This is a genomic window from Terrilactibacillus laevilacticus (assembly GCF_006517395.1).
Classification (GTDB): Bacteria; Bacillota; Bacilli; order Bacillales; family Sporolactobacillaceae; genus Terrilactibacillus; species Terrilactibacillus laevilacticus.
In genome coordinates, this window is record NZ_VDCY01000019.1 from 30978 (window position 1) to 48536 (window position 17559).

Annotated in this window: 13 protein-coding genes; 2 read left to right on the forward strand and 11 right to left on the reverse strand. The window is 37.1% G+C overall.

Features of this window, described 5'->3' with window-relative positions:
- Nucleotides 1-145 precede the first annotated feature (145 nt).
- From FG390_RS14395 to FG390_RS14440, 10 genes are all read right to left on the reverse strand, one after another.
- On the reverse strand, nt 146-1093 hold the full coding sequence (locus FG390_RS14395) for a hypothetical protein (RefSeq protein WP_141191732.1): 948 nt from the start codon (nt 1091-1093) through the stop codon (nt 146-148).
- A 30-nt stretch (nt 1094-1123) separates the two neighbouring features.
- Nucleotides 1124-3151 carry a DEAD/DEAH box helicase gene (locus FG390_RS14400; RefSeq protein ID WP_141191733.1) on the reverse strand — a complete coding sequence of 676 codons (2028 nt, stop codon included), beginning with the start codon at nt 3149-3151 and terminating at the stop codon, nt 1124-1126.
- A gap of 925 nt (nt 3152-4076) precedes the next feature.
- On the reverse strand, nt 4077-4793 hold the full coding sequence (locus FG390_RS14405; protein WP_141191734.1) for a hypothetical protein: 717 nt from the start codon (nt 4791-4793) through the stop codon (nt 4077-4079).
- Between the two features lie 4 nt (nt 4794-4797).
- Complete coding sequence (locus FG390_RS14410; RefSeq protein ID WP_181406511.1) at nt 4798-5235, reverse strand: protein-export chaperone SecB; 438 nt, start codon at nt 5233-5235, stop codon at nt 4798-4800.
- A gap of 16 nt (nt 5236-5251) precedes the next feature.
- Entirely contained in the window at nt 5252-5851 is a 600-nt protein-coding gene (locus FG390_RS14415; protein WP_141191736.1) for a hypothetical protein, read from the reverse strand.
- 384 nt (nt 5852-6235) lie between these two features.
- Nucleotides 6236-6553, reverse strand: coding sequence for a group II intron maturase-specific domain-containing protein (locus tag FG390_RS16120; protein WP_258311687.1), 318 nt, complete (start codon nt 6551-6553; stop codon nt 6236-6238).
- 331 nt (nt 6554-6884) lie between these two features.
- Nucleotides 6885-8129, reverse strand: a complete 1245-nt coding sequence (gene ltrA / locus FG390_RS14425) for a group II intron reverse transcriptase/maturase (protein ID WP_141191737.1) — start codon at nt 8127-8129, stop codon at nt 6885-6887.
- A 514-nt stretch (nt 8130-8643) separates the two neighbouring features.
- Nucleotides 8644-9432: a reverse transcriptase domain-containing protein gene (locus FG390_RS14430; protein ID WP_141191738.1), complete on the reverse strand. Its 789-nt coding sequence runs from the start codon at nt 9430-9432 to the stop codon at nt 8644-8646.
- Nucleotides 9433-9965: 533 nt separating this feature from the next.
- Nucleotides 9966-11198 carry a dicarboxylate/amino acid:cation symporter gene (locus tag FG390_RS14435; protein ID WP_141191739.1) on the reverse strand — a complete coding sequence of 411 codons (1233 nt, stop codon included), beginning with the start codon at nt 11196-11198 and terminating at the stop codon, nt 9966-9968.
- Between the two features lie 116 nt (nt 11199-11314).
- Nucleotides 11315-12232, reverse strand: coding sequence for a LysR family transcriptional regulator (locus tag FG390_RS14440; protein WP_141191740.1), 918 nt, complete (start codon nt 12230-12232; stop codon nt 11315-11317).
- Nucleotides 12233-12419: 187 nt separating this feature from the next.
- Between FG390_RS14440 and FG390_RS14445 the strand changes: the two genes are divergently transcribed.
- Both FG390_RS14445 and FG390_RS14450 read left to right on the forward strand, forming a co-directional pair.
- A complete protein-coding gene (locus tag FG390_RS14445; protein WP_181406512.1) occupies nt 12420-13610 on the forward strand; it encodes a pyridoxal phosphate-dependent aminotransferase in 1191 nt (396 codons plus the stop codon).
- A gap of 40 nt (nt 13611-13650) precedes the next feature.
- Nucleotides 13651-14322: an RraA family protein gene (locus FG390_RS14450; protein ID WP_141191742.1), complete on the forward strand. Its 672-nt coding sequence runs from the start codon at nt 13651-13653 to the stop codon at nt 14320-14322.
- A gap of 276 nt (nt 14323-14598) precedes the next feature.
- On the opposite strand, the gene FG390_RS15855 is transcribed toward FG390_RS14450, so the two are convergent.
- The coding region (locus FG390_RS15855) for an Ig-like domain-containing protein (RefSeq protein ID WP_181406513.1) at nt 14599-17559 on the reverse strand (2961 nt) is incomplete at its 5' end.

The window sequence follows — 17559 nt, forward strand, 5'->3', positions numbered from 1 at the left end:
ATGGGCGAGTTGCTATCACCTATCAAAAACTACGAAGCTACTAAAGAAAATTAAGGGGCAACAACTTTAAATACAATAAGCTACTCAAAAGACGTTATTTAAAGTGCTTTTTTAGGAATATTTGGGTGGTAGCCGTCACCCAAACCTATTCAAAAAATTGTTTCATAATTGGATTGAAGTAGATCATTCTTTGATTTGTTTTTCCTCTAAATTTTATTTCTATTGTAAATGCTTGTAATGGAATAAAATAGAGAATTCCGTTATCAAGATCCACTTCTATTTGCCCATTATATTTATTATAAATTTCTTGTAGTTGTTTTTCTTTTTCCAGTTTGATGGCAGTGGACTTGGCTTTAATTTCTGCTTTTTTCTCTTCACTTATACCCATGCGCTTTGCCCGCTTATCATTTTCGTTCTGCAGCTCTGTATAGTAGTTTGTTATTCTCGTTATATCTTTCTCGAATGCATGAGAATTTTGGGATTGACTGTGTTGCTGCTCTGCCTTTTGTTTCACATAATTTGTTGCTTGTTCCAAAAGCTTTGTCATGTCGACTTCTACAGGAATGGGATAGGTATAGAGCGATTTCTGTTGATAGGTCATCCGATTTTGATTATCTTTCATCGTTTCATCTATACTACCCGCTAACACATTAATCCAAACTTGGTCCAACATTTCATTTTTTTCATCCGTTAGATGGGTTAATTGATAGTGAAAAACAGCCCATATCCCCATTATGGGTTTTTCCTCAATAATCTCGATCTTACCGGATTCATGCATAAGAAAATCAGTTATCTTCTTTAATGGATTCCCTACTTCCAGTCGGTCTATTTCAACAAAACGCAGTGTGCTTAGTGTCTTTTCTTGAACAATGGTAAGTAGTTGCTCTAGAATATAGCTCCCAAACGTAACAAACTCTGCATCTGGATTTTCCTGTGCTACTTCATAATCAAAAGCTAAACGAATTTCGAATCTATTTTGAAAATAACCCGTATATTTTTCTGGTATGAGTACATGGCATAATGCGTATTCTAGAGGTTCCACGAATCCGCCAAGCTCGTCTATAATTTCGGTTACAAATTGCTGCAGCTGCATCGTAATCCTCCTATCAATTTATAGATTCCGCTAAAATAAATCATTGTCCAAGTCCTTTTGTTTTTTCCATTTTTGTTTATTTTCCAGCAGAACTTGTCCAATTTGGTCCAACTCAGACTGAACCTCTTCTGTTGTTTCTGCGTTCGCCCAGGCGTTCATCACCAATTCCGAGAAATCTTCCTTTTCCTCTAAATCGCCAAGAATCGCATCTACTTTCCCAACGACTAGCTCGAACATATTAATTTTTCGATCTAATAAGTCCAATATATAGTATTCAATCGTGTCTTTGGAAGCGAGATTATAGACAAATACATCCTTCTCTTGTCCAATACGATGAATCCGGCCAATCCGCTGCTCAATTGCCATCGGATTCCATGGCAAATCAAAGTTAATCATGCCATGACAAAACTGTAGATTTCTTCCTTCCCCGCCAACTTCCGTACTCACTAATACATCCGCTTTTTCTTTAAAGAAGGCAACCTGCTCTTCCTTCTCTTTGCGCCGCAATCCACCGTGGAACTCTGCTACATGTAATCCGTGGTTTCTTAATAGCCTGCTTAAATAAGCTTGTGTTGTGGCATACTTAGTGAAAATAATCATCTTGTCGCCAAATTCCCTCAAAATAGAAAGGAGTTCCTCTACTTTCGCGTTGGTTTCCGTTTCATTTTGAGCAATCGTATTTGCCCGGTCAAGAAATCTTTTCATTACCTTTCGATCAAATGACGATAATTTCTCATTCGCATAAAGCCTTTCTAACGAAGGGATAATGGCCATTGTCGAACTACCGATCTGCTCTTGCAGACTCTTCAGTTGAAAGCGATTCAAAACAGGATGCTGCTCTTTATAATGATTGCGGATAAATGTACTAATATCATCGTATAACTGCTTTTCCTGATCTGATAATATCACCGTTCTTGTATGGGCAAATCTTTTCGTAAACGTGACATCGACATTGCTCCGTTTATTGCGTATCATCACATCTGCCAAAAGATTCTTAAGTATATCTGCATTTTTTACTTCAATGCCATCTCGACTTTCCACAAAATTCTTTTTAAAATAGCGGTATGTTCTTAATTGTCCTGGTTTTAATAGGGTGATTAAATTGTATAGCTCTTCAAGATGATTCTGAACAGGTGTTGCGGTCAGCAAAAAGATGTATTTCTTATTAATCGCGTTAACAAATTGCCATTTTTGTGTAGCCCTATTTTTCAAATGGTGGGCTTCATCTACAATCACTAAGTCAAACTGCTGCGCAGTGATGGCTTCCCGATAATTCTTTCGTTTGGCCATATCTATCGAGGCGATGACTTTCGGATAATGCCCCCAAGCCTCGTCTCCCATTTTTTTAAAGTCAGGATCATCGGCTCGTATAAAATCTTGATTAAACTTCCTTTTCATTTCATTTTCCCATTGTCCGACAAGGGATGACGGCACGAGTATTAAAATCTTTCGAACTAATCCACGCATGATGTACTCCAGCATAGTCATCCCAGCTTCCACGGTTTTCCCAAGTCCGACTTCATCGCTTAGTAGCACCCGTCCCTTAAAGCGATTAATCACAGATTTAACGGTATTCGTTTGGTATTCAAATGGTTCAATTTCCCGTACATAAGGCAAACAAACAAGCTCCTCTTGTTTTGCTCCCACTTTAAATAGTTGAGCAATTTGGTATAGCTGAAACCATTTATCCGGAATGCTCGTAAAACCCACAATCGAATCAACTACTTTTTTTGTATGTTCTGTATTATGATATTCGGAAACTAGAGGCTCTGAAGGAGGAATATCCGGAGCAACTACTGTAATTCCCTTGTCTTCTGTGAATTCAATTGTCAACCATTCAGAAGAATAATGCGCAAAGAACCCTTTTATTCCTCTCCCTTGGAGGAGCTCTTCTTCCCAATTAATAGAAAATTTCCTGCGTAATCCTTTATCATTTTCCATTTCAAATACATCATCTGCGATATCCATTTGTTTAAAAAAATGAATCAAACCTACATCCATTTCCATTGCTTGTAAATCAAAGAGTTCACGATTTAGTGCAAATAAATACCTCTCCATGTGATAGTCCCTACTTTTTATGTCTGGTTTTAATCATAGTTTAGCATAAATGACAAACATGCTGTATGTAGAAGCCGGAACATTTATTGGAAATGATTCGAGTAAAATTCTAGTAACTTCAATTCTCTCTTGATTCGGAAGGTACTGGGACGTAAACCTAAGGAATTGTATATAGTTAATAGTGAATGAACAAAAAATAATACATTGGTAACTTTTGTAGAAGATGATATTCGCCACGTTATATGTCCTAAAAATAGAAAATAAGTTAGGAAATGAATTAAGAAACATCTTTCATGAAGACTTATCCTTATTACAAGACGAATTTCGATAATTACAATTGAACATACTAGGGAAAGCGAAAACAAATAAAGCGAAGTGTTTAAGAGGTTGTTCAAAAAGTCACCAAATGATAAGCTACGAATCTCGGCGCCTGCTTGTTTTTCTGGTCCTCATGTAGCAAAAACCTGCATTCCGGTCTCAAAAAAGCTCCGCCTTTATCTTCTTGCTTCCAATTTGCCACCTATTTGAACACGCGCTTTAATTGGTGAATTAGGATATAAGAGTAAAGCACATATGACTAGTAAGCATATATATCGTGGGTGGGTCGAGTAGGAAAGAACCTTTCTGCCTTTACGGTATTTCGAGGCTCAATCCATTCAACCGTAGTTTACGGCCCACTATCTAACTGTTTACGCTTAAAGATAGAAGTTACCTCCTATCCTCCAAAACTCGCTACGAGTGAGTGGCTAGCTCTTACTCGATCGGAATCCCACCCGCTATATGTTACGACCTAAGCTCGGTCGCTCTGACAGGCACGCAAAACTTATTTTACTATGAAATCGGTGGTCTTTCTTTTTATTCCTATCTATTTACTACACTAGGGACGCAAATTCAGAAAACTAACTCAACATGCACCTAAAATTACTCACGCACTAACCATTAATTCTAAATCTTCTACGCCAATGCCTTTAAAATATCTATCTAACTCTTTATCTCTCAGCCTCATGTTAACTTCAACTTTGGGACAAGCACAGACAAAGTACAAATTATATTTAATGTGGTGACTCTCTAACATTTCTCTTAAAGATTCCATGTACATAATTTCTTTACAACCTATTGATTTTGGTTGAACTTTGCATTCGTAGAAATCTCCACACTCACCATTCCAATATCCTAAATCAATCGTTGACCTATTTTTGCAATCTATGTTCTTATGCAAAATACAGTTATATTGTACTTGATTTATATTTTTTCCATCTTTAATATGTACTGTTGCTCCCCAACCATATGTATCTTTTTCTAATACTTTTGATCCACCTGAGCAACCGATCAACACTCCTTCTAACATGGCACCTCTTAAAATATGTATATCTCGATCATTTTGACAATGACTAAAGCCATTATCCACTATTTTATATAGATCATCGCCATCAATTAGCCTCAAAATGTTCTTTTTCCACTTGTTAATCATTATCGACAGATTATTCATTGTCCATCGTTTTGACGTTTGAATTAAATAACAAAACTCTGCAATTAAGTTCTGCTTAATATTAAAGAAATCAGCAATATTCTTAGCTGTTTCCTCTGCATAAATGGGAGGATGATCAGTACGTTTAAATGTAATTGATATATTCTCAGTCATAAAATCAATCCTCTATATGTTTAGAAGCGTCGTTTGCTTCAAATGAGTTTAAAACGTCTATAGTTGGTATTGTAAATATCGGTAAACCCATCCTAGCTAAAGTGCTAGCAATACATTCTCTAACATATGGAAGCAATAATGGAATCACTTGAGCTTCAGCATACTCTTCAAAAGTCGAAGTTGTTGAATCATTCTTACACTTACATTTCCCCGAATATACAATTTCAAAATCAAACGGACAGCTTCCCTCGCCAACCTTGGTATGTAAGAAAATTAAAGCAGTCTTATCATCTATTAATTCAACTTTTCTTTTAAAACGAACTGAGACTGAAACATTCCCTGTTCTTTCTTTTTTCTTTTGTGTACAGTTCATTGACACTAATTCTACTTTCTCTAATTGGACACTATTAACTATACATTTATATGCTTCATAAACCGACATAAACAAAATCCCCCTCCTAAGTAACAAAAAAAAGAGAGCTAATTTGATTAGCTCCTTCACTATTCGACACCGTATATATAATTTCCTGCTTTTCATAATCAAGGTATTCCCTGTCATATATATCGTTACTTTCTAAAATATCCGTCAAGCTAACATCACTTAGCCATTCACTCTCACTTGAATTATCGTGATAAGTAATTGAAAGCGTTGAGCAAGTTTCTATACATCCTTTAAAGTATTCCGGTAACTGACAAGCAATCCCTATCAGAGTAGATCTAACATCTTCCGGATAATCAAAATCCATCTCTTCTCCAAGAATATAATAGTCATATTCAAGCTTTGCAATTATTTGATCGTGATATGGTAATTCAGTGGCAGCAATATCTTTTAATTGACTAGCACCAGTTTCAATCATCCACTCTAAGAAACGTTTCCTATCTGTATTAAGATTGGTATCTCTTAGATGTTGAATCATTTGATTGATATTTGTTGTCTCAGGCGCAGAGAAATATTGAGTCAAGGCAGTATAGTATAGTTCTAAGAGTTTATCCAGAGTATTGTTTGTCAAACTATCTGGAATGGATCCATTATAACCGAACCAACCTCTAATATTCATACGCTCTCCTCCGTTCACATTTACAATCTTCTATTCTAAACCAATCATATACTATATACCTAATGTTGACAATTGTTAAACACAGTATTTACATATCAAGTTTATTTATACATCGATATAATATCCTATGCAATTGAAATAAATATATGTCTTTTGTTTAAGAAATCAATCTTTTATTAAGGACGATTGTACACTTCATTGTTGGTGCCTACAATCATATTTTCGACAAAATTCGGGTGGTGACAGTACGCAAAACAAGTATCTTTCGAGGAAATTTGGGTGGGTCGAGTAGGATGGAACCTCTCTGCCTCCGGCAGATTGTGCTCCACCCCCTCTCAGAACCGTGCGAGCGGTTTTCCCGCACACGGCTCTTCCTATCACCCTTCACAGAATATACGTAATGTGATTTCTCAGATCGTAGATACTTACTTTCACCCTTGGCCTTGGAAGTGGAAACTTCTTTAGAAATAGTACAAACTTCTCCCAGTTAAAGGACTTCTTTTGGCTTCTTCGATTCAACCATTTGTAGAGTAACTTTCTGATACAATCACAAAACAAATCCACCGTTGGTGAATTATCAGTAATGCAATAGTAATTGTAGTACCCTATAAGTGACCTTCGTATTCTATCCATAATCAAGTCGGCACTTTTGGTTCTGTTTTCTTTTAGCCAAATCTTAATTTGATGTAGCTTAGCTCTCATTTTCTTGTTATCGGTTTTCCTTTTAACACGAAACTTACCACTTTGGCTCTTACTGCAGTAATGGGTAAAGCCCAAAAACTTAAAAGTTGGTGGTTTATTCTTTCCACGTCTTTTGCAGTTTTCCTCTGCGAATTTACCAAATGGAATAATATTTGTTTTGTCTTCTGCAATCTCAAGATTAAACTTCTTCAGCCTTTGTTTAAGGTCACCAAAGAATTTATATGCATCTTGTTGGTATTGAAAGCAGCACACAAGGCAAGTAGACCACTGGAACCTCCCCAGTAGTCCCTCACAGAACCGGACGTGAACCTCTCAGCTCATCCGGCTCCCATTATTCAGTCGTTGGTTTAATACCTATTTCCCAGTGTTTAAAAAGATTTAAATTTTGTTTGGCAATCCTTCCGAGAAAATATTCTGCTCTCTTCTTATGCCGAGTGAGCCTTTTATATTTCTTTCGCACCCACATAATTAAGGCTTTATTGATATGCCTTAATGTAGAATACATTTCGGATTTATAGAACTTCCCATAGTAATTAATCCATCCCTTAATCTTTGAGTTAAACATATTTGATAGGTCCGTGAGTTCCTTTTCAGCCTTTAGCTGTAGCTTCCAATCCCTCACCTTTTGCCTAATTGATTTCTTAGATTTATTACTAATTGCAGGTGTGAAGTTTATGAAATGCTTTCCCCATCTATTCCTTGAACGCCTTGGCCTGAACGTGTACCCTAGAAAATCAAACGCAATATTTTCGTGATTTTCTCTTCTGTCATCGTCCTTACAATACACAATTCGTGTTTTGGTTGGATGTAGTTCGAGCTTACATTCATTCATCCTATTCTTTAGAGATTCAAGCAACTTCAATGCTTCATCATTTGTTTTACAGTGGATGACGGCGTCATCCGCATACCTTGCAAATGGATTGCTAGGATGGTTAATTGCCATCCATTTATCAAATGTATAATGTAGAAATAGGTTTGCAAGAACAGGACTTATGACACCACCTTGCGGTGTTCCAGAAGTACGTTCTTTCACACCTTCTTTCGTTTGAAAAGGTGCCTTTAACCATCTTTCAATATACAGTTTTACCCATTTAATATTTGTGTGCTTATCCACTGCTTTCATTAGTAATTCATGATCAATATTGTCAAATAAGCCTTTAATATCGAATTCTAGAACCCAGTTGTATTTCCAACATCTTTTGCGGGTTATCTCCAATGCTTGATGAGCACTTTTATTTGGTCTATAACCATATGAATCCTCATGAAAGTAAGGTTCCACCGATGGTTCAAAGTACATTTTCACGGCCATTTGTGCAACTCTATCTGCAACAGTTGGGATTCCTAGTATCCTAGTTCCCCCAGTTTTCTTCGGAATCTCTACAGCTTTGACCGCTGGAGGAAAATAGCTTCCGGAAGACATTCTATTCCATATTTTATAGAGATTATCCTTTAGATTCATTTCGAATTCTTTTAACGACTCTTCATCAATTCCAGCAGACCCTCTATTTGTTTTTACTCTTAGAAAGGCTTCATAAACAATCTTTTTAGATATTGTATACGACTTTGTTTTATTCATAAGCTCCTCCCAATAATCTGGTTGACTTGTTAATAAAACTGAATAACACAACCCCTTTGCTCCGCTTCCGTTAGGAAGTTTCATAGCTACTACGAGTTATTCCGCCCCTATACATGGTATTGGTACTCTGATTCTTGTGGGGCTTCCACTTGAATTTCTCCCTTAGCACCCATGTCGTAGGTTCCCACGTTCCACACCCAAGCCTATATTAAGTTCACGCCGCCTTTATACCGGTCACCGAACGGACAGTAAACAGGTTTCTTCCGAACTTATCCTGAGTCAACGACTCCCCCTCAGTTTTGATGACATCCCTACGCTTTCGATACTTCCTCAGCGGTTCAATGGTTTTCGTCTACTTAATATATACCTGACAAAGTCCTGCTCTGCCTTTTCCTTAACGCTCAATACCATAGCTTTTGACTATAGCACCTTAAGGTGGTTTGCAATCTCTACCTGTATAGCGATTACGAGAGGCCTACTCTCATCTTAGGTACAGCATAGCTTCCTTGTGTGCTTACGCACACTTCAGTTGCTTTCGTGGCACACAGTCATCCGCATAACGTACAATGTAAGCCTGTCCTTTGCACTCTTTTCGTACTTTACGTTCGAACCATAAATCTAAGACATAGTGAAGATAAACATTCGCTAGAATTGGAGAAGCTACACCACCTTGAGGAGTGCCGTGATCTTCTTTGTATCTTCTAGCTTCCTCCATATATCCCGCTTTTAAGAATCTAGCTATAATTCTTAAAAGGCTTGTATCTTTAATTCGATGTTCTAAGAATTTCATCATCCACTTGTGGTCTACATTGTCAAAGAAACCCTTAATATCTACATCTACGATGTAGTTTGTATATCTTTGTTCAATGTAAACGTTTAGAATCTTCAATGCATCATGGCAATTACGATATGGTCTAAAACCGAACGAACAGTCAAGAAAGTCATTTTCATAGATTGAGTTAAGAATCTTAGCTATTCCCTTTTGAACAATCTTATCTTCATATTCTGGAATACCTAACGGACGTTTCTTCTTTGAACCTGGCTTATCAATATAAGTCCGTCTAACGGGTTTAGGGCGATAACTATTCGTTTTCATTCTACGAACGAGGTCTTTGATATTTTCCTCTAGATTTTCGTTATATAACGCTTTAGTTACTCCCATTATCCCTGTAGCTTTATTACCAGGAAGCTCACGATGACATTGTTTTAATGATTCCTCATTTAACAAATGTGCCAATGATGTAAACTTTAACTTTGGCTGAGATTTCGCTATTTCTGCTATTCTTAATAGTTTTGTTTCCATTATAAATCCCTACCTCTGTGTGCAGATAATGTTTCCCTAGTAAGATGATGATAGGGGGAGTACCTTCCCTCCACTGGAGTTACCCTGCTTCATTGGTACTACGTCTCCCTCCGACTTCCTATCAGGCATTTGGTTTTCTCACTTTGTATCGCTTGTCCACCATACTCCTTACATCTTGTAAGAAGACCGATAGGATCTCCCGAGTTGCCGTAACATATCAATGTCTAGCGTGCCGTGGTCACCGACCCCGGAGAGGCTTCAACAAACTTGCCATTACGTCTGTTAAAGTATTGCATTCTGGACTGTCAACAACATCTGCCCTCTCATTTGGTATTTCGAGGCTCAATCCCTTCAACCGTAGTTTACGGCCCACTATCTAACTGTTTACGCTTAAAGATAAAAGTTGCCTCCTATCCTCCAAAACTCGCTACGAGTGGGTGGCTAACCCTTACTCGACGGGAATCCCACCCGCTATATGTTACGACCTAGGCTCGGTCGCTCTACCTGACACCATTTTTTAATTTTTTCCTCAATCATACCGCTACAGATTTATCGTTTATTTCATTATCTTTAAGCCTGAATTTTTTTTCTGATTTCGCCATTGCAATGGTAGCAAGAGAATTTCCGATGACATTTGTCGTTGTGCGGCCCATATCCATAAGAAAATCTACTGCCATAATCATGGCTATGCCTTCCAAAGGTATTCCGAGTGTTGTAGCTGCACTCATGATGACGACTATGGATGCAGACGCTACAGCTGCCATTCCTTTAGATAGTAGCATGACTAGACCGACAACTTCGATTTGTTGTATAAGCGAGAGATCGAGACCATACGCATTGGCAAGAAAAAGAATCGCTGGTGCTAAATAGAGGGTTCCGCCATCAAGGTTAAATGAATAGCCTAAAGGCAAAACAAACGACACTACTGAATTATGAGCGCCATATTTCTCAAGACGTTGTGTAAGCGGTGCTAATACCACTTCGGAACTTCTTGTTGTAAAAGCAATTAGCAAGAGATCTCCAATCGTTCTTAATAACTCAAAGTATTTTACACCATATATTTTTGCAACTATAGGAAATAAAATAAAGACGACAACTAATAATCCAATATAAGTGACTACAATTAAACCAGCAATTGCTTTTAAACCGGAAAATCCATAATTTGCTGTATTAAATGCCAAGTATCCAAAAACACCAATTGGTGAAAATTTAACTACATAATTCAATACTTTAAACATGATATTTGAGATTGCTTCAAGTCCATCTTCAACAGGTTTTACTTTTGCACCTAATGATGCCATTGCAATTCCTACAAATACAGCAAAGAAGATAATAGGAAGAAGTTTACCATTAGAAAAAGCAGTAAAGATATTATTAGGAATAATGTCTAAAAAGAAAGTTTGAAAATCAATATGCCTAGAAATACCATCCATTAATTTGGTATTACCACCATCTAGGTTCACATTTTTTCCTATACCTGTTATATTAGCGAGGAAGATTGAAAAAATGATAATAATGGTCGTAATAATTTCAAAATAAAGAATGGCTTTCCCTGCTAATCTACCAAGATTTTTGACAGATTTCATTTGAGATATGCCGAGAACAACTAATGGGAATATAAGTGGTACAATGGTCATTTGAATCATTTTAATAAATGCATCACCTAGAAATTTTAATTCAAGACCTAATGTTTTACTAGTGGCTCCAACAATGACACCTAGAATAGCTGCAATAAAAATTTGAAGACCTAATGGAATTTTTTTCATTTTACTCCCCCATTTTTAACTAATAGTTTTTTAACTATTCAAAGTTTATCACCAATATTAAATATTTGTAAAATTGAATTATTAGAATAATAAAATTCATGTTTTCGATATTAACATTACATTCTCTTTACGTTCTTCAGATCTTCTTTATGTACCTTTTCTAAACAGGATTCTAATATATTTAGACTTTCTATGACATGCTTCTTAGGAAAACGTGGTTTTATGATATAGCAAATCCGATTAGGGGGAGGATCATCTAATCTGTATATTGAGAAACCTTTCATTTTTTCAAAAGATCTTGTCATAGATATCGGGACAATAGCCCATTGCCCTGGTAGTGTCATGAAGGTTAAAAGAAGTTGAGCGGTATCTAAATGAATGCGCGGATAATGATGATCCGTATGTTCATTAATCCAGTTTTCATGCCATGCACGAAATGCAGAACCCCAATCAATAAATAACTGTTTAGAGAAATCTAAATCACGAATGGTTAATATTCTCTCATAATTTTTAGAACTGCCCTCCTCTTTTCTAACAATGATCATCTCTTCTGAGACAAATTCTTCAATAATTGCATTTGGTATAGGATGTTCTAATAAAGTAAAAGCAACATCTATCTCTCCCATTTCAAATAATTGATGGAGCTCGATAGATTGTTGAGTTCTTACTCGAATATTCACCTTCTCACGATATTGACTTAATGTGCGATACACAGGAGGTAAAATATAGCGATGCACACTATCTACAGCTCCAATTGAGAGACTTAAATAAATAGCACGCGATTGAATAAGAGCGGTCTCTTCCATCAGTTCTTCCCATTTTCTAGCTATTTTCAAAAACTCTTCACCAGCATCTGTCAATGTGATTTTTCTTAATCCACGGCCTCTTTCAATTAAGCCTACACCTACTTCTTTCTCAAGCTGGACAAGACGATGACTTAATGATGATTGTGATAAAAAAAGAGATTCCGCTGCATCCGTTAAACTCTTATTTCGTACAATGGCTAAAAAAGCCTCTATACCCTGTTTATTCAACTTATCACCTCAAATATCTAAGTTATCAATATTTTAATACTACTTTTTGTATTTTACAAATATTCTAATGAATACTAATATTTTAAATAAGTTATTTATCTTATTTTTATCTCATGTCTTCAACCTAATTATGATGGGCACCAACTTATATGAAGACAAGACTAATTCTTTAAAGGAGTGTATTTTTATGTCAACCACATCAAGGCGTTTAGATACTGTTGGTTTCTCAACCATTCGAAAAGTATATGAAAAAACTAATCAATTACGCGATAAAGGGTTAGATATTTACAGTTTAATTATTGGAGAGCCAGATTTCTCCACACCAAAGGTGATCACCCAAACCTTAATTAATTCTATTTCGAATAACCAAACACATTATACGTCTAATTATGGATTAACTGAGTTACGAGAAGCCATTGCCCATAAGTTACAATCTGAAAATAAAATTCTTGCTTCACCAAATGAGGTTCTCATTACGGTTGGTGCTACAGAAGCTGTATATGTTTCAGTTACAGGCATTCTAAATCCAGGTGATGAGGCTATTATTCCTCAGCCATGTTGGCCTTATTATGAAGCGTGTTGTAAATTAGCTGGTGCAACCCCCATACCAATACCTCTTCGTTTGAAAAATGATGCCTTTACCCTTTCTGTTGAAGATCTTGAGAAGCAAATTACACCAAATACCCGATTACTTGTCTTAAATTCACCCAACAATCCAACAGGAATGGTCCTTGATCTTGATACCCTAAAGGAAATTGCCCAGCTTGCAATCAAGTACGACTTGACTGTGATCTCCGATGAAATATATGAAAAAATTATTTACGATGATCAAACTCATATTAGTATTGCTTCCTTACCAGGAATGAGTGAAAGAACGATTACCATTAATGGCTTTTCAAAAGCCTACGCTATGACAGGCTGGAGAATCGGGTACATCCATGCACCTATTCCTCTGTTAAAAGGCTTTGTTAAGCTACATCAATATAATGTCACTTGTCTACCTGAATTTACCCAAAGGGCTGCTGTTGTTGCACTAGAGCAAGCTGCTCCTGATGTGAAACTCATGCGAAATGAATTTAATCGTAGAAGAAATCTTGTCGTCCATATGCTTAGCCAATCCAAAGCCTTAGAAATTCCTAATCCGAAAGGTGCCTTTTACCTCTTCGTGAATATTGAAAAATGCGGGATGACATCAAATCAATTAGCCATGGAAATTCTAGAAGAAACCGGTGTAGCCGTAGTTCCTGGAAGCTCGTTCGGTAAATATGGCGAAGGGTTTATACGATTGTCATATGCAGCAACCGACACCATTCTAAAAGAAGCCTGTAATCGTCTAGTAAAATACGTAGATAGTAAAATAGCCATTAAGCACGATTAAACCCTAATATTAACGGGCAATAAATGGGAGGTTAAACGAGATGAATGTCTTAGGCTCAAATATTATAAAAGACGTCGAAAGATTACCAAAAGAATTGATAAACAAATTTGTACCACTCGCGACAGCAAATATTAGTGATGTCATGGGACGATTTAGAGCCATGGATTTCACAATTCAATCAATGAACAAGCCAGGTGTTCACCTAGTTGGCAGCGCTATTACAGTTCGCATACATCCTACTGATAACGCTATGGTTCACCGAGCTTTAGATATGGCACAACCAGGAGATATCATCGTCATTGATGCTTTTGGCGGAAGGGAGAATGCCATTGTTGGAGAGCTTATCTGTCACTATGCCATGGCTAGAGGGATTGCTGGCATTGTTACAAATTCCCCTATTCGAGATTCACTTGCCATTAGAGAGATGGATTTGCCTGTATATGCAAGGGGTAAAACACCACGTGGTCCATTAAAAGAAGGTTCTGGTGAAATAAATACAACAATAAGCTGCGGTACAGTACCTGTTAATCCTGGGGACATTATTGTAGGAGATGATGATGGCGTTGTTGTTGTCCCAAAACAAGACGCTCTAACCGTATTGGAACAAACACTTCTTATTCAGCAGGAAGAATCCGCTATCATTAAAGAAATATATGCAACTGGAGAATGGAATCGCAAATGGTTAAACAACTTATTACATAAAACTAAATAGTCAATAAGGGAAAAATTAATGGTTTTCACAACCTGATCAATCTATATGAAGTTCCTAATTGTTTATAGCAAATTAATTATGAGGTTTGGAATTAAAAATATGTGGTTTAATTTCCAAAACGCGGTCTAACTCCACCGTTTTTAGTCGGTATACACTTTTAGCCCAATACTTCGATGTCCACACTTTAATTCAGGGAGTGACTAGGCATCCAAAATTTAGTCACCACATACAAAACCCCGCTATTCTCATTTTGTTTTAGAGAATAGCGGGGGGCATTTATTGCACTTTGATAGAACGATATTTACTTTTATTCCCTGCTTTGTCTTTCACTAAAACTTTAAGCGTGGAATTTTTCTTTTGTTTTTTTATTTTGATACTGTATGTGCCTTTTGAGTTGACTGTTGCTTTGCCAAGATATTTGCTTCCATTATAGAGGTATACAGTGGCTCCTTTTTCTGCTTTTCCTGTCACCGTTGTAGACTTATAGGTTACTTTATTGATTGTAGGCGTACCTGGTGCCGTTTTATCAACTACTTTAAATGTCGTTCCTGAACTTTGATTTTTCGATTTGTCTGTCGCATAAGCAACTAAAGTGGTTCCAGCTTTGTGCTTCGACTTTAGCTTGACGGTAAAAGTGCCTTTGCTGCTCGTCGTTGTATATCCAATAACTGAATTTCCTGATTTGATCGTTATTATTGAACCGACTTCTGCTTTACCTGAAATGGTCGTTTGATTATCACCCATAGTATAAATTGTTGGTTTCGATGGTGCGGTTTTATCAACAACTTTAAATGTCGTTCCTGAACTTTGATTTTTCGATTTGTCTGTCGCATAAGCAACTAAAGTGGTTCCAGCTTTGTGCTTCGACTTTAGCTTGACGGTAAAAGTGCCTTTACTGCTCGTCGTTGCATGTCCAATAACTGAATTCCCTGATTTGACCGTTATTGTTGAGCCTACTTCTGCTTTACCTGATATGGTCGTTTGATTATCTCCCATAGTATAAATTGTTGGCTTCGTTGGCGCCGTTTTATCACTCACTTGAATTTGAACTTCATCACTCTTATTTCCACTCGCATCTTCCGCATACACTGTTAACGTCGTTCCGGCTTTTTGTTTTGGTATTGTGACTTTAAAGGAACCTTGGTCATTCGCTGTGCTACTTCCCAGCACTTCACTGCCTTTTTTCACTGTGATTTTCGCGCCCGATTCAGCCGTTCCGCCAACAGACGTATCTTGATCACTGACACTATTCACGCTTGGCTTCGTTGGCGCCATTTTATCACTCACTTGAATTTGAACTTCGTCACTCTTATTTCCACTTGTATCTTCCGCATACACTGTTAACGTCGTTCCAGCTTTTTGTTTCGCAATTGTGACTTTAAACATGCCATTTTCAACGGCTGTACTGCTTCCCAGCACTTCACTGCCTTTTTTCACGGTTACTTTCGCGCCTGATTCAGCCGTGCCCCCAACAGACGTATCTTGGTCACTGACACTGTTCACGCTTGGCTTCGTTGGCGCCGTTTTATCGCTCACTTGAATTTGAACTTCATCACTCTTATTTCCGCTCGCATCTTCCGCATACACAGTTAACGTCGTTCCGGCTTTTTGTTTCGCTATTGTGACTTTAAACGTGCCGTTGTCATTCGCTGTGCTACTTTCCAGGACTTCACTGCCTTTTTTTACAATTACTTTCGCGCCCGCTTCAGCCGTACCGCCAACAGATGTATCTTGATCACTGACACTGTTCACGCTTGGCTTCGTTGGCGCCGTTTTATCACTCACTGTTACGCTAGTTTCAGCACTTCGATTTCCACTTGCATCTTCCGCATACACAGTTAACGTCGTTCCGGCTTTTTGTTTTGGGATGGTTATGTTAAATTTCCCATTCTCATTTGCTGTACCTGTGTATTTACTTGAACCATTTATTACAGTTACCTTCGAATTAGTTTCGGAAGTTCCTGTCACCGTTTCAGATTGATCTGATACTTCATTAACTACAGGTTTAGCTGGTGGTGTAATATCTTTCACTTTAATGTCCTTCGAAGCAATTAATTCATTGTTTGTGTTATAGACATTGAAAGTTACCGTATTGTTTTCGATTAAGTTATTAACTGGAATCTCATATTTTCCATCTTCATTTGACGTTCCACTACCAATAAGCACACCATCTTGAAGAATTTTCACTATCGAGTTGGCAAGCGTTGTACCGGTAATCGTCTTAGAGTCTTTTGTAAAATCATCGATGAAGATCTCAGCTACTTTATAAGTATAGGTATATTTTCCCCCACTTATATCAGTTATTTCCACATTCAACTGCTCACTATCGCCTATATCAAAATCGTTATAACGGAAGGTTCCATTACTCTTCAAAGCTATGTTTTGACCATTTATTTTTAAATTCACAAAAGGAAGAGTCGCTCCACTCAGATTCACCTTTCCATTATTTGAAATAAGAGGTGTATTGTAAAGATTAAAAGGGACATTTGTTAAAACTCGATTTGTCGCAATCATACTGGAAATACTATTTGAACCTGTAAAAATGGCTTGTCCATCTGATGGATAATAATAACCAAAATACATACTGTTTGCCGTTAAGATACCATTAACTTGTAGGCCACCATAACTTCTCAAACCACCTAAAACATAAACATTACCATTGATTGTTACATTACTGTTAATTGTTAACACAGCCCCCGGTACGATATACACATCAGAATTAACTGTTTTATTCGACCAAGACTCGTTATTTGTAACAATATGGCTAGTCAGTGGATCTACGGATTTGATCACATTAAATTGACCTGCACTTAAATCGTTGTCTTCCGCTTTCACAGTTGTAACATTTCCGTTTGTATCTTTAATTTCAATTGAATCAACAATCCATTTTCCAACCTCTGTCGTTTGTTCAACAGGCATTTGCCCAATGAAACGAGTACCATCGTAATGAAGTGGAATTGATACTTTTGTTTTGTTTACTGGGGAAAGATAATGAATGGTTGCCTCTTTCAAATTCGTGTCATCAGAGGCATCTACAGAAATATTCACTTGATCCCCCGACTCTACAACATTCTTATCAATAGAAAGAGATTTATAGGTTGGTAGATTTGATTCGGTAAAAACAAAAAAATTACCAGCCTGTAATTTATTATCCGGATCATCCCAATCCCATACTGATATTTGGTTCTCGGATGTATCATAAATAGTTACGTAGCTTACTTTATAAGTTCCAGATTC